Genomic DNA, 19,591 nt, shown 5'->3' with positions numbered 1-19,591 from the left:
TACAAGTTTTGGGTAGAAGCGTTTGTTACTCTGGCTTTGGCAGCTCAACGGTGCTTTCTAGTTCTTCAACAGTGTGGTGATGGTTGGTGAATACACAGATATCGCCAGCAATATTCAGCGACTTTTCTGCGATTTCACGTGCATCTAAATCAGTATTTTCTAATAGTGCCGTAGCCGCTGCTTGAGCGAAGTTACCGCCTGAACCGATAGCGATTAGGTCGTTCTCTGGTTGAACAACATCACCGTTACCTGTGATGATCAGTGAAGCGGTTTCGTCAGCTACCGCTAGTAGTGCTTCTAATTTACGTAGAGCACGGTCACTACGCCAATCCTTCGCTAGCTCAACGGCAGCTTTGGTCAGATGGCCTTGGTGCATGTGCAGCTTGCTTTCAAATTTTTCGAATAGCGTGAAAGCATCAGCGGTACCGCCAGCAAAACCAGCCAGTACTTTGTCATTGTATAGGCGACGCACTTTACGGGCATTGCCCTTCATTACAGTGTTGCCTAGAGATACTTGTCCATCACCCGCGATGACGACTTTATTATTACGACGTACAGATACAATGGTAGTCACGAGTAGGGCCTCTTAATATTTCTTATCTTTGGGTATAAAAAGTATATGAGGATGGTGCTCGGATAATTCAAGGAAGAGTGAGTGATGTCGCACAACTTATCGGTGGAAGTTGTAAGGAAATTTGGCTGAACGGAGGGGGGGAAGAAAACCTCCACAGTGGGAGGCTTTCGGTGTTTGGTTTTCGGCTTTTACTAAGACAGCCGCTAAATTTAAAACTACTCGGTATCTTTCCAGATAGCGCAAGGCTCGATTTTAGCACGCTGCAGCTTATGGCGGTCTCGCTCTGCATCACGCTTAAGTTTGTATGGTCCGAGTACCACGCGGTACCAGCTGCTGCCATCTTTCTTACGGATTTCACTCGAGATACCTTGGAAGGCGATATCCAACTTACGTGCTTCTGCCTGAGCTGAAGTTTTGTAGGCGCCACATTGCATGATGTAAGGGATCTTCGAGATCTCTTGCTCTTTGGCTTTTACTTCAATTTCGCGACTTGGCAGTGTTTCAACGTAGTCCCACTTTTCTTCTGGAGGCGGCGGAATCACTCTGGCTGGTTTTGGCTTAGGTTTGGGTTTGCTGACGACTGGAGCCGGTGCTGGTGGCTCAGGATCATTATTTAATAGGTAAAGTCCGTAACCAAACCCGCCAACAAGGAGGAACGCCAAAAGACCACTACGCCATGGTTTACGGTGAGGGACTTGTTTTTTGGTCGGCTTTTTCGTACCACGACCGCGCTTTACATAATCTCTATTAGCCACAAGACAATTCAATAGTTGCTGATTCTGCCCTCATGGTAATCCAGATTGCGCGAGGATAATAGTGCAGAAATGGAAGCGGCACATCAAAATGTGCCGCAGATTTGTAAGGGTATTGTTTAGGCTCACATTCGAGGTGGTGCTGTACTGCCTCGAACCACTAATTTAGCTTCAAGTAGACGCGAACCTGCTTGCACATCCTTGCCTTTCAGTAGATCAAGCATCATCAACATCGCTTGGTGTCCAATCTCATAACGAGGCTGAGAAATGGTGGTGAGCGGTGGATCGCAGTATTGAGCGAATTGGATGTCATCGAAGCCGACAATCGATAGGTCTTGAGGAACGCGTAAGCCCAGCTTCTTCGCTTCTTGAATCGCGCCAATGGCCATCGCATCGTTGTGACAGAAAATAGCGGTTGGCTGCTCTGGTAGTGCTAACAGTTGACGAACCGCTTGAGCTCCGGCTTCAAAGGTAAAGTCGCCGACTGTACTATAGGCAGGGTTCATTGATACTCCAGCACGACGCAGCGCTTGTTGATAGCCTTGTTGGCGGAACTTACACAGCGTTGCCGATACTGGCCCTGATATTTGAGCGATACGCTTATGGCCTAACTGAGCTAGGTAGTTCACTGCTTCAAATGCAGAGGTCAGGTTATCGATGTGTACGGTAGGAAGTTCAAGCTCAGGGGCAAACTCACACGCCATTACCATCGGAGGCAGGTTCTTTTGTTCAGACTTGCTGACATCGAACGGGTGGTCGGTGCCTAGTAGCAGCATGCCGTCTGCTTGTTTGGTGAAAACTAAGTTAACAAACGAAGACTCGCGTTTTTTCTGTTGGCCGCTATCACCCAGTAGGACGAGGTAATCATTTTCGACAGCAGCATCTTCGATACCACGAATGATTTCTGCAAAATACGGGTCACAGATATCAGGAACGATTGTGATGATGGTTTTTGATTCGTTGCGACGTAAATTTCTAGCTAATGTATTGGGTGAGTATCCAGCTTCAAGTACTGCTGTTTCCACTCGTTTACGAGTCGAAACTGAGACTTTCTCAGGGTTCATCAATGCACGTGATACTGTGGCTGTTGAGACGCCTGCTAGCTGGGCAACATCCTTCATTGTCGCCATAAATTAAACCCTCTTTTAAGTTCCTTTGTCGCCTAAGCATCTAAGGCGTGAATAATAAATGTAATCGAATAGATATTATGAAAGTGTTGCTAACACTTTTTTTATTGCAATATTTTATTCGTTTAATCCGCGTAAAGTTACGGCTAGATTAACAAAAATCACATGACTAGTGTGAAGTTGCTCACGAGAAATATGAAATATTTGTGAACAAATTTATCATTAGTTTTAACCCGGAGGGGTTTAGCTCAGATCTTGTGGCTCTATGTCGAGTGACCAACGAACTTTTTTCGCGGCCGGTAACATATTAATTGCCGGCTTAGCGCTCATTAATAGCTTCTGCATTAACGAGCGAGTTTGAGTCTGTAAGATTAACTGCCAGCGCGATTTGCCTGCTCGTTTTGCTAATGGGGCAGGGGTTGGCCCTAGCACCATGCAATATTGGTCAAACAGTGGATGCGATTCCAACGTGTGACGAACTTGACGCAAGAACTCTTCCACCAAGCGCGTGTCATTGGCTTCTGCTCTAAACAGCGTCATAAAGGTATAAGGCGGTAACATTGCCTGTTTTCGCTCTGCCAGTGCTGTCTGAGCAAAGTGGTTATAGTCTTTGTGCAGCAAGGCTTGCAGCAACCCGTGTTCTGGATGATGAGTTTGTAATATCACCTCACCGGGCTTGCTTGCACGACCTGCGCGCCCTGCTACTTGGATGAATAGCTGGGCAAGACGTTCAGACGCTCGAAAATCACTGCTATATAAAGAGCCATCGACATCCAATAGCGCCACAAGTGTCACGTCCGGGAAGTGGTGACCTTTAGCAAGCATCTGCGTGCCTATAAGAATTTGGTATTCCCCCTTTCTAATCGACTCTAACGCACTTTCTAAACTGCCTTTGCGGCGGGTGCTGTCGCGGTCAATACGAATAGTTTTGTATTCAGGGAATAGTTGGCCAAGTTGCGCTTCAAGTTGTTCGGTACCCACACCTACCGTCACTAGGTTCGCAGACCCACAGCCTTGGCAGTTATGCACAAGATGCTGCTGCGAGCCACAATGGTGGCAGCGCATTTCGTTGCTGTATTGGTGATAGGTGTAGTAAGCGTCACAACGTTTACATTCGGCTGTCCAGCCACAATCGTGACACATCAATGCGGGAGAGAATCCACGACGATTGAGAAACAGCATCACTTGGTTGCCTGCTTTGAGGTGCCTTTGCATCTCTGCAATCAACGACGCAGACAAGCCACTTTCTAAATATTCACCCTTAACATCCAACACCTTATTGGTGGTTGGCAATGCGCTACCTGCGCGTGAAGTAAGGGTGAGATAACTGTATTTGCCGATCTGAGCGTTGTGCAGAGTTTCAAAGGCCGGAGTCGCCGAGCCTAACACAACCGGAATCTGCGCTTTATGAGCACGCATAATGGCCACATCGCGAGCGTGGTAGCGCAGGCTATCTTGTTGTTTATAAGATGCGTCGTGTTCTTCATCGACAATGATAATGCCTAGGTCAGCAAACGGCGTGAACAGAGCCGAGCGAGTACCAATCACGATACCCGCTATTTTATCACGCGCTGATAACCAAGCATTCAGTCGCTCAGAATCGTTTAAACCTGAGTGGATAACTTCAACAGGCACATTAAAGCGTCGCTTAAAGCGGTTAATGGTTTGAGGGGTTAGGCCAATCTCAGGCACTAACACTAACGCTTGTTTACCTTGGTCGAGGATCGGCTTAATCATATTCAGGTAAACCTCGGTCTTACCTGAGCCAGTGACTCCCTCTAATAAAAAACAACCAAAGTCGGTCTGGCTATTTACTGTTGCGATCGCGATGGCTTGTTCAGCATTGATCTTAGGTTTGTCTTGGTCGTTCTCAAGTTCAACTGGCCACGGCTGACGCTTTGGCTTTTTCTCTACCGATTCAATCCAACCTTTCTCTTCTAGCGCCTTGAGTACGGCGCTGCCAACTTCTTCATCAATGAACTCTTGATGGGGAACCGGTCCGTGCTCAAGCATGTGCATCACTTTGGCTTGCTTGACCGCACGGCCAAAGCCTTGCATCAGTTGGTCTTTACCTGATGGCGTTAACTGCCACTCAACCAGCGTCGCGAAGTCGGCGGCTTTACCTTTTCTTAGAGCGCTTGGAAGGGCGTTAGCAAAGGTTTCGCCAAGAGGGTAATGATAAAACTGACTGCACCACATTAATAGTGAATAGACAGATTCCGGCCAAACAGGCTGATTGTCTAATAACGCTTTAATGGGTTTGAGCTTGTCTAGCTCGAATTCTGATTCGTTAACCAGAGCCGTGACAATCCCAGTTAAGGTTTGTCGTCCAAAAGGCACAGAGACTCGACCACCAATAATCGGAAATAGGAGGCTTGGAATCTTGTAATCGAACTGCTTGTCGAGTGGAACAGGCAGCGCCACACGGGCAATCATTGGACGCATAAAGGGACGGCTTTATCTGAGTTGACGAGAGCGAACAGTCTAAAGGATAAGGCGCTCAAATTCGAGAAACAGTTTAGCTGACAAGGGGAAGTGAGTACCTGAAAGTCGCTGCTGCCAAAGAATTTCAACTGATGAAGAAAATAATATCAATATTGGCGAAAAATGTATCAAATCAGTTGATCCTACCTCACAGATTCATTACTATACTGCGCCTTAAAGGTATGGCTTGATCGCGCTTTAGTGATAAGCGGTGTCTTTATTTCTTTTTTAAACTACGTGTGGTGTGCGGCTTAGAATCGTATAGCGACACGGCCTACTTGAGGTTATCCCATGAAAGCTGGAATCCACCCAGAATACAAAGCAGTTACTGCTACTTGTTCTTGCGGCAACACTTTTGAGTTCAACTCAACGCTAGCAAAAGAATCAATCCACCTAGACGTATGTGACAAATGTCACCCGTTCTACACTGGTAAGCAACGTATCGTAGATACAGGCGGCCGTGTTGATCGCTTCAACAAGCGTTTCGGTGCTCTTTCTAGCAAGAAGTAATTCTCGCTATTTAGACATAAAAAGGACACTTCGGTGTCCTTTTTTGTTGCCTGAAATTCGAGAAAACACAAGCTTTCACTTCAAGCTTTCACTTCAAGCTTTCATTCTCTTCCGTATTAAGCGGCTTACCTCAATATTGAAGGGTAATTCTTAGCTTATTACTCATCACTGCAAATCCGCTCGAAAGTTCAACAAGCGATAGTAATTTCAACTGCTCACTGGTCTTATTAGTAGTGAAATCTCGTTTTTTAATGAGACAGAGGCCTTTACCAACTAGGAACTTTGAAGTACATCCATTAACATGAACAAGATCCCCCTAATAATAATATCCTAGGAACCTACACCTATGTCTGAAGACAGCCGCCAAGATCAATCCTCTCAAGAATTATCACCTCAAGAACAATTCCGTCAGCAAGCTCTTGATTATCATGAGTTCCCAGTTCCAGGCAAAATTGCCATTGAGCTGACGAAGCCTGCAAACTCTGCAGAAGACCTAGCACTTGCATACAGCCCAGGCGTGGCTGAGCCAGTTCGTGAGATCGCACAGAATGTAGATAACGTTTACAAGTACACAGGTAAAGGCAACATGGTTGCAGTTATCTCTAACGGTACAGCGATTCTTGGCCTAGGTAACCTTGGTCCAATTGCTTCTAAACCGGTTATGGAAGGTAAAGCGCTACTGTTTAAGCGTTTCGCTGGTTTAGATTCTATCGATATTGAAGTAAAACACCGCACAATCGATGAGTTTGTCGATACGGTTGCGAACATCGCAGATACATTCGGCGGTATTAACCTAGAAGACATCAAAGCACCAGACTGTTTCGAGATTGAACGTCGTCTGATTGAGCGTTGTGATGTGCCTGTATTCCACGATGACCAACATGGTACAGCGATCGTAACAGCAGCAGGTATGCTGAACGCGATTGAGCTTCAAGGTAAGAAGCTAGAAGAATGTAAGATCGTTTGTTTAGGTGCTGGCGCCGCAGCGGTTGCTTGTATGGAACTACTTATTAAGTGTGGCGCTCAGCGTGAGAAAATCTACATGCTTGACCGTAAAGGTGTGATCCACACTCGTCGTGATGATCTGAACGAATACAAAGAGCTATTCGCAAACAACACAGATAAGCGTACGCTTGAAGATGTTATCGAAGGTGCTGACCTATTCTTGGGCGTATCAGGTCCTAACCTGCTACCAGCAGAAGCACTAACGCTGATGGCTGATAAGCCAGTTGTGTTTGCATGTTCAAACCCAGATCCAGAGATCAAGCCAGAGCTTGCTCACGAAGTTCGTTCTGACCTTATTATGGGTACAGGACGCAGTGATTACCCTAACCAAGTAAACAACGTACTTTGTTTCCCATTCATTTTCCGTGGTGCACTTGATGTGCGTGCAAGCGAAATCAATGACGAGATGAAACTAGCGGCAGTAAAAGCGATTCGTGACCTAGCGAAAGAAGAAGTACCTGTGGAAGTACTAAAAGCAGCGGGTGAGACGTCACTTGAGTTCGGTAAGGGTTACATCATTCCTAAGCCAATGGATCCACGTCTACTTCCTCGCGTAGCGAAAGCAGTAGCAGAAGCGGCCGTTGAATCTGGCGTTGCACGTATCGAAATGCCTGCTAACTACATGGCATAGAAGCTAAACAAAATAACAAAAAACCGACTCATCAGGAGTCGGTTTTTTTATATCTTTTATTCACAGAACACTAAAAAGACGAATCAGTAATGTGAACATTCAGCTAAAGCGAATCAATATTGAAGGCAGTGACTGAGTTATTGTTATTCTTCGTCAAACGCTTCGAACTCGATACCCATCTCTGTCATCAGCTTTTTCACTTCTGCAGGAATATCATCTGGGCGGTCTTTACGAAGGTCTTCATCCGTTGGCAGTGGTTGGCCTGTGTAGGCATGTAGAAAAGCTTCACACAGTAGCTCACTATTTGTTGCGTGGCGCAGGTTGTTGATCTGGCGGCGAGTACGCTCGTCAGTAAGCACCTTTAGCACTTTTAAAGGGATAGAAACTGTAATCTTCTTTACTTGTTCGCTTTTCTTTCCATGCTCAGCATATGGGCTTATGTATTCACCATTCCAGTCGGCCATTGCGTACCTTCATCACTTTAGTTGTTATATTAAATTAATAGTGGTGATTTTAGCGGGATTTACCGCCATAAGCAAAGACATGTAGACGTCTAGAAGTGTTGACGTCTCACATTTATGAAAGTAAAGTGAATAACATATATCTAACACAGCCGCAAAATGCCGACAAGCAGCTGTGACTCTCAGACGCAAACTTGTAAGGAAGCACCTATGAGCAGCCGGAAGCCAGCAACAATCGCAGTACGTACTGGTATCGAGTCAGACACACAACACCATGCCGTTGTCCCACCTATTTATCTTTCGACTAACTATGGGTTTCCCGCTTTTGGTGAAGTGCCAAAGTATGATTATACCCGTTCTGGTAACCCAAACCGTGGTTTATTAGAAACAGCACTGTTTGAGCTTGAATCGGGCAAAGGCGCGGTAGTCACTAACTGTGGTACTTCTGCACTGAACTTATGGGTTTCAGCTTTCTTAGGTAGCGATGATCTGATCGTTGCACCACACGACTGCTACGGTGGTACTTACCGTCTGTTTAACACTCGCTCTCTTAAAGGTGACTTCAAAGTTCTGTTTGTTGATCAATCGGATCAAAAGGCATTAGATGCGGCGATCGCACTTAAGCCAAAGTTGATCTTATTGGAGACACCATCAAACCCGTTGGTTCGCGTGGTTGATATTGCAGAAACCTGCCGCAAGGCGAAAGGTGTAGGTGCGCTAGTTGCTGTCGACAACACGTTTTTGACTCCTGTGTTCCAAAAGCCTTTAGAGCTGGGGGCTGACTTTGTTATCCACTCAACGACCAAATACATCAACGGCCACTCGGATGTTATTGGTGGTGTGGTGATCACTAAAACAGAAGAGCATGCTGAAGAGCTAGCATGGTGGGGCAACTGTATTGGTGCGACCGGTACTCCATTTGATAGTTACATGACGCTACGTGGTATTCGCACGCTAGGTGCGCGTATGCGCGTTCACGAAGAGAGTTCGCGTGAAATTTTGACTGCGCTGCAACAGCAAGATCTTGTCGGTGCGATTTATCACCCAAGCCTTCCTGAACATCCAGGTCACAAGATCGCGAAGAAGCAACAGTCAGGCTTTGGATCAATGTTGAGCTTTGAGTTTGCAGCTTCATTCGAGGCACTCAAATACTTTGTTGGCGAGTTAGAGCTGTTCTCTTTAGCGGAATCACTTGGCGGTGTAGAGAGCCTGATTTGTCACCCTGCGTCGATGACTCATCGTGCGATGGGTGAAGAAGCGCTGGCAGAAGCGGGCGTTTCTCAACAGTTGCTGCGTCTTTCTGTTGGCCTTGAAGATGCAGAGGACCTGATTGATGACCTCAATCATGCGTTTGAAAAGACACAACGCTTTATCGCTGAAGGGGAGGGGTAATAATGGCAACCTTTCGCCAGCTACATAAATTTGGTGGTAGCAGTTTAGCTGACCCTGAGTGTTACCTGCGTGTGGTGAACATTCTTAGAGAGTATTCATCAGCAACAGACTTAGTGGTTGTGTCGGCAGCAGGCAAAACCACTAACCGTTTGATTGAGTTTGTAGAAGCGCTTGATAAAGATGGTCGTATTGCTCATGAATGCCTACAAGCACTTCGTCAGTTCCAGCTTGAACTGATTGAAGCACTGCTTGAGGGGGAATCTGCTGCACAACTTACGGACACCATTCAACAAGAGTTTACCGCTTTGGGTGAGCTAACAGCTCCTTTAAGCGAATCTCAAAAAGCAAAAGTGCTTGGACATGGTGAGGTTTGGTCTTCACGTCTGTTAGCTGCTTTGTTGTGCCAACATGATTTACGAGCCGTCGCGCAAGATGCTCGTGCTTACTTACGTGCAGAGGTGGGCGCTCAGCCAGAAGTGGATCGTGCACGTTCTTACCCTCTGATTAAAGAGGCATTAGCGCAGCATGCCCATTGTCGTGTGGTGATTACCGGCTTTATGGCACAAAACAGCGATGGTGAAACCGTATTGCTTGGTCGCAACGGTTCAGACTATTCAGCAACTGTGATTGGCGCTTTAGCTGAAGTGGATCGCGTAACCATTTGGAGTGACGTAGCTGGCGTATACAGTGCTGACCCACGTTTGGTGTCGGATGCGTGTCTATTGCCTCTGCTTCGCCTTGATGAAGCCAGTGAACTCGCTCGTCTAGCCGCCCCTGTGCTTCATAGCCGCACGTTACAACCTGTCGCACAAAGTGCGATGGACCTTAGCTTACGTTGCAGCTACCAGCCAGAGTCAGGTTCAACTCAGATTGAGCGTGTTCTGGCATCAGGTCGCGGTGCAAAAATCATTACTTCTCTAGATGAAGTGCTTATCGTGCAACTGACCTTTGGCCACGGACATGATTTCGACCGTATAGAAAGTGAAGTGCTTGAAGGGCTTAAGCGTGCTCAACTAGAGCCGCTGGCTTATGAGCTAGAACCTGATCAACACTGTTTGCGTCTTGCTTACACAGAAGAGATTGCGGGTGGTGCTCTGGAATATCTACAAGATCACGCAATTGACGCTGAGATTAAGCTGAAAGAAGGCTTCTCTCTGATTGCTGCCGTTGGTGCGGGTGTGACGAAGAACCCGAACCACTGCTACGGTTTTTATCAGCAATTAAAGAGTTCATCGGTTGAGTTCATCTCAGAAGCGAACTCTGGCCTGAGCTTAGTGGCGGTGATCCGTAAGAGTGAAACATCAAGCTTAGTGAAGGGCATTCACTCTCAACTATTCCAAGCGCAGAAGCGTGTTGCGATTGCTTTGTGTGGCAAGGGTAACATTGGTTCAAGCTGGCTGAGTCTGTTTGCAGAGCAAAAGGCTGAACTTGAAAAGCGCCGCGGAATGAATTTTGAATTGGTTGCCGTGGTGGATAGCCAAACCTATTGGTTCGACGACCAAGGCATCGATACAACCTCTGTCGGTGAGCGCTTTGATGACGAAGCCATTGCTAACAATGGTAACGACTGGCTAGAGCGTTTGGGATCTATTCAGGGATACGACGAAGCAGTTGTACTCGATGTGACTGCGAGCCAAGCACTTGCAGAAAAGTATCTGCAGATTGCTCAGCAAGGCATTCACTTGATCTCGGCGAACAAGGTGGCAGGTTCCGCATCAAGCGAGTATTACCATCAGGTACAAGATGCATTTGCTAAGATCAGTCGTCATTGGTTGTACAACGCGACTGTTGGTGCCGGTTTACCGATTAACCACACGGTACGTGACCTGCGTGAAAGTGGCGATGACATTATTGCGTTGTCGGGTATCTTCTCTGGCACGTTGTCTTGGTTATTCCAACAGTTTGATGGCACGGTACCTTTCAGCGAGCTGGTGGATTTAGCATGGCAACAAGGCCTTACAGAACCAGACCCTCGTGCTGACCTCGACGGTTCCGATGTGATGCGTAAATTGGTAATTCTGGCTCGTGAGTCGGGTTTAGATATTGAACCTGAAAACGTAAAAGTGGAATCACTGGTCCCGGAAGAGCTGCAAGACCTATCGGTGGATGACTTCTTTGATAAAGCCTCTGTTCTGAGTGAAGAGTTGGCGGAGCGTTTGGAGAAAGCGCATTCTCAGCAAAAGGTACTACGTTACGTCGCGCGTTTAGAAAAGAACGGCAAAGCAACGGTGGGTGTTGAAGCGTTATCGAAAGAGCACGCTCTGGCGAACTTGCTGCCTTGCGACAACATCTTTGCGATTGAGAGCAAATGGTACAAAGATAACCCATTGGTTATTCGTGGCCCAGGCGCTGGACGTGAAGTAACGGCTGGCGCAATTCAGTCTGATTTGAACCGAATGTCGAGCTTGTTCTAATACTCAGATCATTTGCTATGAAACGTAAATAGCATACTATTCACTAAGATAAATAAGGCTGAAAGCACGATGTGTTTCTCGGCCTTTTCTCTTCCTTATTTCTGCTTTGCGACGAATCTAACGACTTGAGTTTTGCTCACGATCTACTTGAGAAAAATTCATAATGGATCTGTTGACATTAAATCGTATTCAATACATTCTGTGGACATATAGACGTCTAAACGTCGTTTGAGGGTTTGAGATTTTAGTGGTTGCTTTTGCCACAGGGAGAGTAAGATGGGATACACACACGCTAGTCATATCGACGCTTTAAATCAGAACATCGCTGAGCTTTCTGACAACATCAATGTGTCATTTGAGTTTTTTCCGCCAAGCAGTGAAAAGATGGAAGAGACTCTGTGGAATTCTGTTCACCGTCTTAAAACGCTGCAACCAAAATTTGTTTCAGTGACCTACGGTGCAAACTCAGGTGAGCGTGACCGTACCCACTCAATCATTAAAGAGATCAAAAACCAAACCGGTCTTGTTGCTGCACCGCACCTAACGTGTATTGATGCGAGCCGTGAAGAGCTAATCCAAATTGCTGACGACTACTGGGCAAATGGTATTGAAAGTATCGTTGCGCTGCGTGGTGATATTCCACCAGGCGGTGGTGCACCAGAAATGTACGCATCTGACTTAGTTGAGCTACTGAAATCTCGCCACGACTTTGATATCTCAGTGGCGGCATTCCCTGAAGTTCACCCTGAAGCAAAAAGCGCTCAATCGGATCTTATCAACCTAAAACGCAAAGTAGATGCCGGTGCTAACCGAGCTATTACCCAGTTTTTCTTTGATGTGGAAAGCTACCTACGTTTCCGTGACCGTTGTGTAGCGGCTGGCGTTGATGTTGAGATTGTACCGGGTATCTTACCGGTCTCTAACTTCAAGCAAGCGTCTCGCTTTGCTGCGATGAATAACGTGAAAGTACCGGGTTGGATGGCGAAGCAATTTGAAGGTTTGGATGATGATCCAACCACTCGTCAGCTTGTTGGTGCTAGCCAAGCGATTGATATGGTTCGTACACTGAGTCGTGAAGGTGTGAAAGACTTCCACTTCTATACCCTAAACCGTGCAGAAATGACCTACGCACTGTGCCATACGTTAGGTGTACGCCCACAGGTTGCTGCGCTTTAAGTAAAAACCAAGAAGTAAAGCCTAAGCTCTTGTAAAAACATCGCTGTAAAATTCAAATCCTACAGATACAAAAAAGGCTTGGACTCTTGGAGTTCAAGCCTTTTACTTTTCTAGTTTCTAGTTTCTAGTTTCTAGTTTCTAGTTTCTAGTTTCTAGTTTCTAGTTTCTAGTTTCTAGCTTAACTTAAGCAAGAGCGCCAAGTTCAAGCAGTACTTCTTCAGCCCATACAATCCATGCTTCACGGATAAGTAGGTTGCGACGAAGTGTTAGACGCTCAAGACGAGCTTGCTTGTCTAGCGTTGCTGGTGTTAAGTAGTAAGCCGCTTCGATTTCACGGTAATGAGAAACCAATTTGCGAGATTCTTCTACAAGTTCAGAAAGTTGTACACGGTACGCGTCAGAAGGTTGTACAGCGCAAGCCATTAGCTTAGCTGAGAACTCGTCACGAACAGTTGGGTGTGCAGTCGGCTGTTCAAACCATTCACCTAGAGCACTGCGGCCAGCATCGGTGATAGAGTAAACTTTACGATCAGGTTTGCCTTCTTGAGGTTCAAGCACGCAAGTTACCTGTTCGTTCTGAGCCATTTTATTTAGCTCGCGGTAAACTTGTTGATGGCTAGCTTTCCAGAAGTAACCGATGCTTGCAGAGAATTCTTTTGTGATATCGTAACCAGTAGCGTCGCGTGTACTTAGAACGGTTAAAATTACGTGTGGTAATGACATGTCTGAAATCCAAATGGTAAACAGTAAACAAATACTTAAACATCAAGTGTGCTTCTAGTGGCACGTTATATTGGTTATGTTTAAGTTGTACCAACTCATGGGTTGGTTATGTCACCTTACAAAGCCGTTTATCACCTAGGTCGACCAGTTTATTGGTCAAAGTACTGCAGATTATGATTATTGAGTGTTTCCGCAGCGGAGCAGTATTATATCTAAATAATAAGCATAAAGTAGAATACATGGGTAAAATAACCCAAAAAACTGACAAAAAACTCATTATGGTTATTTTTTTGAAATAAAAAGGTCGCACATGGCGACCTTTTGTCTAGTTTGTAGTGTGAATCACTAATTAACCGGTGTTTCGCATGCCTGCAGCAATGCCTGCAATGGTCACCATTAGCGCTTCTTCTAACTCTGCTGGTGGTGTTTCGCACTTACGAGTACGGTACAGCAGCTCAGCTTGAAGCATGTTCAATGGCTCTACGTAGATGTTACGAAGGCGAATTGACTCAAGCCCCCAAGGGTCGCTCTGCATCAGGTTCTCGTTGTTCTCTACATTTAGTACGGTTTTGATGTCTTTTTGCAGCTGTTCACGCAGTAACTCACCCAGAGGCAATAGCTCTTCGTCAACAAGACGTTGGTCGTAGTACTTAGCGATCTCCATGTTGCACTTCGAGTACACCATTTCCAACATACCTAAGCGAGTAGAGAAGAATGGCCATTCGCGACACATTTCTTCCAGTAGGGCTTGGTGGCCTTGGTCTACTGAGTACTGGATCGCTTCACCAGCGCCTAACCATGCAGGAAGTACCAAGCGGTTTTGGCTCCAAGAGAAGATCCATGGAATTGCACGTAGGCTTTCTACGCCGCCGTTCGGGTTACGTTTAGCAGGGCGAGAACCTAGAGGCAGTTTACCTAGCTCTAGCTCTGGTGTTGCTTGACGGAAGTAAGGAACAAACTTCTCTTCACCACGAACCACGTTGCGGTAAGCTTCACAAGAGACTTGAGATAGCACTTCCATTAAGTCGCGCCACTCTTGTTTTGGCTCTGGTGGCGGCAGAAGGTTCGCTTCTAGAATCGCACTTGCGTACAGGTTGAAGCTGTTTACCGCAACATCTGGCAAGCCAAGCTTAAAGCGGATCATTTCACCTTGCTCAGTTACACGCAGGCCGCCTTTCAAGCTCTTAGGTGGCTGAGAAAGCAGTGCAGCGTGTGCTGGCGCACCACCGCGACCAACCGTACCGCCACGACCGTGGAATAGTGTCAGCTCAATGCCTTCTTCTTCACAAACCTTAACCAGCTTGTCCATCGCATCATACTGCGCCCAACCTGCAGACATTACGCCCGCATCTTTCGCTGAGTCTGAGTAGCCGATCATTACCATTTGGTGGTTTTGTATGAAGCCACGGTATAGGTCGATGCTCATTAGCTGCTTCATCACCGCTTCTGAGTTGTTCAAGTCGTCCAGGGTTTCGAACAGTGGACACACGTCCATGCGGTACGGGCAGCCACATTCTTGCAGTAGCAAGTGAACAGCCAGTACATCTGATGCAGTGCGAGCCATTGAAATTACGTAAGCACCGAAGGCTTCACGAGGTTGAGCTGCAATGACCTTACAGGTGTCTAAAACCTCTTTAACCTGTTCCGATGGCTCCCAATCGCGAGGAAGTAGCGGACGCTTAGAGCTTAATTCATTGGTTAAGAAAGCAATCTTGTCTTGCTCGCTCCATTGGTCGTAATCGCCAATGCCTAGGTAGCGAGTCAGTTCAGACAGTACATCTGAGTGACGGGTACTTTCTTGACGAACATCGAGACGAACTAGATGTACACCGAACGCTTTTAGGCGGCGCAAAGTATCAAGTAGAGAACCGTCTGCGATTACGCCCATGCCACATTCGTGTAGCGACTGGTAACACGCGTACAGCGGCGTCCAAAGTTGGTCGATGTTCTGTAGTGTTTCTTTCTTAGGTACTTCTGTGTCATGCAGCTTTGCATCTAGCACTTCTAGCGTGTTGTTTAGCAGAGTGCGTAGGCTCTTCAAGATTGCACGGTAAGCTTCGTGTTCGTCACCAGCCAATTCACGAACGGCATCATTACACTTAGTCATCGACAGTTCGGTAATCAGTTCGTTTACGTCACCTAAATAAAGGTCAGCGGCTTTCCAGCGAGATAGACGTAGGACTTCTTTGGTGATGGTGTGCGTTACGAATGGGTTACCATCGCGGTCACCACCCATCCAAGATGAGAAATGTACTGGGCGCGCATCAATAGGCAAGCCTTCACCAAGGTAGCCTTTTAGTCGGCCATCCATGTCGCGTAGGAAGTCAGGAACGGCTTCCCAAAGCGAGTTTTCTACAACCGCAAAGCCCCATTTCGCTTCGTCAAGTGGCGTTGGGCGTTGCTGACGAATCACATCAGAGTGCCAACCTTGAGCGATAAGTTGCTCTAGGCGACGTTCTGTTTTCACTCGCTCTTTGTGTGATAGGTCGCTTAATTCTAATTTAGACAGACACTCGTTGATCTTAACAAGCTTGTTGATCATAGTGCGGCGAGTGATTTCTGTTGGGTGTGCAGTCAGAACGAGTTCAATGTTCAGGTCGCGGACGGCTTGAGCCGCGTCTAGCTTGCTGATGTCATTCTGATTTAATTTGGAAAATAGAGATTGCAGCACGTCTGGTTCACAAACATGCTCCTCACAGTGGCGAGAAATGGTGTGGTACTGCTCTGCCATATTAGTGAGGTTGAGAAATTGGTTAAATGCACGAGCAACAGGGGTCAGTTGTTCGTTCGGCAGGTTTTTGATTTCTTCAACTAGGCTGTCACGGTCAGCTTTGTTGCCTGCGCGGGCGGATTTGGAAAGTTTACGGATAGTTTCCACTTTCTCTAAGATAACGTCACCATGTGCATCTTGGATTGTGTTACCTAGCAAGCGTCCCAGCATGCTTACGTTACTCTTGAGAGCGGCGTATTTCTCGTTCATTGTCATCCTGCCTCGTAAAAAAATTACATCCATTGTTCCTTGTTAAGTACACAATCTAGCGAAAACTGCTGTATCTAGTCAAATAAAGCATTCTAAGTTTGCAATTATTAGTTTTCGAAATGCGGGAGAAGTAAATTTTCCAACACTTCGGAATCAAAGTGAAATTTAATTACAAGATCAGGCTGTGTCAGGGATAACAGAATAAAAGCCACTTTTTCGAGTGGCTTTTATACGAAAATATTGGAAGAAAAGTAATCGCTAGAAACAATATTTACGGATTGATTTACCTAAAATATCAATCGTTGGGTCGATGAAATCAAAGCTTAAAAATTCATCCGGCTGGTGGGCTTGGTCAATCGAACCTGGGCCCAGAACTAAGGTTGGGCAAAGTTCTTGAAGGAAAGGCGCTTCAGTACAGTAGTTCACGGTTTGCGATTCAATCTCACACACTGATTCCATGCCACCGATAAATGGATGGTCGTGCTGACACTCGTACCCCGGGATAGGTTCATGCAGTGGTGTAATTTCAATTCTGCCCGGCCACTTTGCTTCCACTTCTTTGAGTGCGCTGCGCAGCATGTTATTTAAACCGTCTAAGCTGATACCAGGCAGAGGACGTACGTCGTAGTGCAGCTCACAGCAGCCACAGATACGGTTAGCGCTGTCACCACCATGAATATGACCTAGGTTTAGTGTCGGGCTTGGAATCGCAAAACCCGGGTGATGGTACTCTTTGACTAGCTTGTCGCGCAGCTGCATTAAAGCAAACAGCACTTCATGCATGATTTCAATGGCGTTGACGCCTAATGCCGGGTCTGAAGAGTGGCCCGATTTACCGGTTACCCGCACTGCATTAGCGACATGACCTTTATGACCACGAATAGGCACTAGGCTAGTCGGCTCTCCAATGATGCAGTAATCCGGTTTAAACGGTGCATTTTCAGTGAAGTGACGCGCACCTAGCATGGTGGTCTCTTCATCACAGGTTGCCAATACATAAAGTGGCTTGGTCTGTTTGCTCCAATCCATCTTTCTTACAGCTTCATAGATAAAGGCAAAAAAGCCTTTCATATCGGCAGTGCCCAATCCGTAGAAGCGATTGTTGTGTTCTGTCAGTGCGTGAGGGTCGAAATTCCAACGCCCTTCATCAAATGGAACGGTATCGCTGTGTCCAGCCAATAATAAGCCGCCTTCACCTGAGCCCTTTTTAGCGATCATATTATGCTTGCCAGGCTCAACTTCCACGACTTCTACGCTAAAGCCCAGGTCTTTAAACCATTGAGCCATTTTTTCGATCACTTTCTCGTTGCCATGATCCCAGCTTGGATCAGTAGAACTAATAGAGTCGGTGGAAATTAGGCCTTTATAGACCTCAAGGAAACTCGGTAATTGCATAATATCTTCACTTCTACTATTGACAGGAAAACCATAAGTCGGTAAAACACATATTAAATCATATTTAATGCATAAGAAATCAGATAGAGCTAAAAATTAAGTATGAATAGTCAAATTTTGAAATGTAACTTACCTCAGAAATGGATGTGTTGAGATGTTGAAAACCACGGTCATTGGCGCAAGCGGCTACACAGGAGCAGAACTGGCTCTAATGATAAACAGACACCCTGAGCTCACGCTATCAGGTTTGTATGTCTCAGCCAATAGTGTAGACGCAGGTAAACCTATTGCATCGCTACACGGTAAGCTAGCGGGCTTGATTGATATGCCAGTTCAGCCGCTGACTAATCCAGAAGAAGTGGCAAAACAGTCTGATGTAATTTTCCTAGCGACAGCACATGAAGTGAGTCATGACCTCGCTCCAATCTTTCTAGAGAATGATTGCCAAGTATTCGATCTATCGGGTGCTTTTAGAGTTAAAGGTGAAAACTTCTACCAAGAGTTTTACGGCTTTGAACACCAACACGAACAGTGGCTAGATAAAGCGGCTTACGGCTTAGCTGAATGGAACGAACAAGAAATAAAAGAAGCTCAGCTTGTTGCAGTCGCAGGCTGTTACCCAACGGCATCGCAACTGGCGATTAAGCCTCTAGTTGAAGCTAAGTTACTTGACGAGAACCAGTGGCCAGTGATTAACGCGACCAGTGGCGTCAGCGGAGCAGGGCGCAAGGCGACTATGGTCAACAGCTTCTGTGAAGTGAGCTTGCAAGCTTATGGTGTATTTAACCACCGTCATCAACCTGAAATGGCTGCACATTTAGGATGTGATGTGATTTTTACTCCGCACCTAGGAAACTTTAAGCGCGGCATTTTAGCGACCATTACTATGAAGCTGGCTCAGGGCGTGACAGAACAACAGGTACAAGATGCCTTTGAACAAGCTTACCAAGGCAAGCCAGCCGTAAGGTTGCTCGAAGAGACATTGCCAAGAATCCAAGATGTAGAACAGACACCTTTCTGCGATTTAGGTTGGAAGGTACAAGGTCAACACATCATCGTTGTTTCAGCGATTGATAACTTATTGAAGGGTGCATCTAGCCAAGCGATGCAGTGTTTAAATTTACGTTATGGTTTTGCGCCATTAACTGCGTTAGTGTAAAGGAATCTAGATATGAGCCTTAATAATCAACCATTAATCATAAAGTTAGGTGGCGCTGCGCTATCTTGTGGTGAAACACTGAGCAAGTTATTTGGTGCTATCTCTGCTTACCAACAACAAGCACAACGACCTATCGTGATTGTTCACGGCGGTGGTTACCTTGTTGATGATTTGATGAATAAGTTGAACCTTGAGACCGTTAAGAAAGAAGGTCTGCGCGTTACTCCTTATGATCAGATCCCTGTTATTGCTGGCGCGCTAGCGGGCACGGCGAATAAATTACTGCAAGGTCAGGCGATTAAAGACGGTATTAATGCTGTTGGCTTGAGCCTAGCTGATGGTGGTTTATGCAAAGTGAGCGAATTGAACCCTGAACTGGGCGCAGTTGGCAAAGCTGAGCCAGGTGATTCAACCGTTCTACAAGCCATTCTGAATGCGGGCGCACTACCAATCATTAGTTCAATTGGTCTGACTGAACAAGGTCAGCTGATGAATGTTAATGCTGACCAAGCTGCGGTTGCTGTTGCTGGTGCACTTGATGCTGAGCTGGTACTTCTTTCTGATGTCAGTGGCGTACTAGATGGCAAAGGCCACCTCATTCCAAGCCTTAACCAGCAGCAAGCTGATGACCTTATCGAAGGTAAAGTGATTACTGATGGCATGATCGTGAAGGTTCAAGCCGCACTAGAAGCTGCTAACGACCTTGGACGACCAATCGAAGTCGCGACGTGGCGATACCCAGAAAAGCTAACACAACTGTTTTCAGGTAAAAGCATAGGAACACAGTTTTTACCTCAGTAGGCCTCAC

General features: G+C 46.3%; 15 protein-coding genes. 7 read left to right on the top strand and 8 right to left on the bottom strand.

The window, feature by feature from the left end:
* Nucleotides 1-25: 25 nt before the first annotated feature.
* The 4 genes from hslV to priA form a co-directional block, all read right to left on the bottom strand.
* On the bottom strand, nucleotides 26-574 hold the full coding sequence (gene hslV / locus L1D11_RS10170) for an ATP-dependent protease subunit HslV (RefSeq protein WP_239831685.1): 549 nt from the start codon (nucleotides 572-574) through the stop codon (nucleotides 26-28).
* A 215-nt stretch (nucleotides 575-789) separates the two neighbouring features.
* The gene (gene ftsN, locus L1D11_RS10165) at nucleotides 790-1,329 is read right to left on the bottom strand and encodes a cell division protein FtsN (RefSeq protein ID WP_239831684.1); all 540 of its coding nucleotides are present in this window, start codon (nucleotides 1,327-1,329) and stop codon (nucleotides 790-792) included.
* A 122-nt stretch (nucleotides 1,330-1,451) separates the two neighbouring features.
* Nucleotides 1,452-2,456, bottom strand: coding sequence for a DNA-binding transcriptional regulator CytR (cytR, locus tag L1D11_RS10160; protein ID WP_239831683.1), 1,005 nt, complete (start codon nucleotides 2,454-2,456; stop codon nucleotides 1,452-1,454).
* Nucleotides 2,457-2,696: 240 nt separating this feature from the next.
* Nucleotides 2,697-4,898: a primosomal protein N' gene (gene priA / locus L1D11_RS10155; RefSeq protein ID WP_239831682.1), complete on the bottom strand. Its 2,202-nt coding sequence runs from the start codon at nucleotides 4,896-4,898 to the stop codon at nucleotides 2,697-2,699.
* Between the two features lie 330 nt (nucleotides 4,899-5,228).
* Between priA and rpmE the strand changes: the two genes are divergently transcribed.
* Complete coding sequence (gene rpmE / locus L1D11_RS10150; protein WP_004737142.1) at nucleotides 5,229-5,447, top strand: 50S ribosomal protein L31; 219 nt, start codon at nucleotides 5,229-5,231, stop codon at nucleotides 5,445-5,447.
* 346 nt (nucleotides 5,448-5,793) lie between these two features.
* On the top strand, nucleotides 5,794-7,083 hold the full coding sequence (locus L1D11_RS10145; protein WP_239831681.1) for a malic enzyme-like NAD(P)-binding protein: 1,290 nt from the start codon (nucleotides 5,794-5,796) through the stop codon (nucleotides 7,081-7,083).
* Between the two features lie 143 nt (nucleotides 7,084-7,226).
* Here the strand turns inward: L1D11_RS10145 and metJ are convergent, their stop codons facing one another.
* The gene (gene metJ / locus L1D11_RS10140) at nucleotides 7,227-7,547 is read right to left on the bottom strand and encodes a met regulon transcriptional regulator MetJ (RefSeq protein ID WP_004415993.1); all 321 of its coding nucleotides are present in this window, start codon (nucleotides 7,545-7,547) and stop codon (nucleotides 7,227-7,229) included.
* Nucleotides 7,548-7,754: 207 nt separating this feature from the next.
* Between metJ and L1D11_RS10135 the strand changes: the two genes are divergently transcribed.
* From L1D11_RS10135 to metF, 3 genes are all read left to right on the top strand, one after another.
* Nucleotides 7,755-8,936, top strand: coding sequence for an O-succinylhomoserine (thiol)-lyase (locus tag L1D11_RS10135; protein ID WP_239831680.1), 1,182 nt, complete (start codon nucleotides 7,755-7,757; stop codon nucleotides 8,934-8,936).
* 2 nt (nucleotides 8,937-8,938) lie between these two features.
* The gene (locus tag L1D11_RS10130; protein ID WP_239831679.1) at nucleotides 8,939-11,350 is read left to right on the top strand and encodes a bifunctional aspartate kinase/homoserine dehydrogenase II; all 2,412 of its coding nucleotides are present in this window, start codon (nucleotides 8,939-8,941) and stop codon (nucleotides 11,348-11,350) included.
* Nucleotides 11,351-11,626: 276 nt separating this feature from the next.
* Nucleotides 11,627-12,526: a methylenetetrahydrofolate reductase gene (metF, locus tag L1D11_RS10125; RefSeq protein ID WP_004737146.1), complete on the top strand. Its 900-nt coding sequence runs from the start codon at nucleotides 11,627-11,629 to the stop codon at nucleotides 12,524-12,526.
* A gap of 183 nt (nucleotides 12,527-12,709) precedes the next feature.
* Here the strand turns inward: metF and L1D11_RS10120 are convergent, their stop codons facing one another.
* From L1D11_RS10120 to argE, 3 genes are all read right to left on the bottom strand, one after another.
* Entirely contained in the window at nucleotides 12,710-13,249 is a 540-nt protein-coding gene (locus L1D11_RS10120; RefSeq protein WP_239831677.1) for a PadR family transcriptional regulator, read from the bottom strand.
* Between the two features lie 349 nt (nucleotides 13,250-13,598).
* Nucleotides 13,599-16,235 carry a phosphoenolpyruvate carboxylase gene (gene ppc / locus L1D11_RS10115; RefSeq protein WP_239834111.1) on the bottom strand — a complete coding sequence of 879 codons (2,637 nt, stop codon included), beginning with the start codon at nucleotides 16,233-16,235 and terminating at the stop codon, nucleotides 13,599-13,601.
* A gap of 252 nt (nucleotides 16,236-16,487) precedes the next feature.
* Nucleotides 16,488-17,624 carry an acetylornithine deacetylase gene (gene argE, locus L1D11_RS10110; protein WP_239834112.1) on the bottom strand — a complete coding sequence of 379 codons (1,137 nt, stop codon included), beginning with the start codon at nucleotides 17,622-17,624 and terminating at the stop codon, nucleotides 16,488-16,490.
* 154 nt (nucleotides 17,625-17,778) lie between these two features.
* Between argE and argC the strand changes: the two genes are divergently transcribed.
* Both argC and argB read left to right on the top strand, forming a co-directional pair.
* Nucleotides 17,779-18,783, top strand: coding sequence for an N-acetyl-gamma-glutamyl-phosphate reductase (argC, locus tag L1D11_RS10105; protein WP_239834113.1), 1,005 nt, complete (start codon nucleotides 17,779-17,781; stop codon nucleotides 18,781-18,783).
* A 12-nt stretch (nucleotides 18,784-18,795) separates the two neighbouring features.
* Nucleotides 18,796-19,584 carry an acetylglutamate kinase gene (argB, locus tag L1D11_RS10100; RefSeq protein WP_008219686.1) on the top strand — a complete coding sequence of 263 codons (789 nt, stop codon included), beginning with the start codon at nucleotides 18,796-18,798 and terminating at the stop codon, nucleotides 19,582-19,584.
* Nucleotides 19,585-19,591: the final 7 nt, after the last annotated feature.

The organism is Vibrio sp. Isolate32 (genome assembly GCF_022397955.1).
Taxonomy (GTDB): Bacteria; Pseudomonadota; Gammaproteobacteria; order Enterobacterales; family Vibrionaceae; genus Vibrio.
The sequence above is the reverse complement of the archived record's forward strand: the minus strand, read 5'-3'. Positions and strand labels throughout refer to the sequence as shown.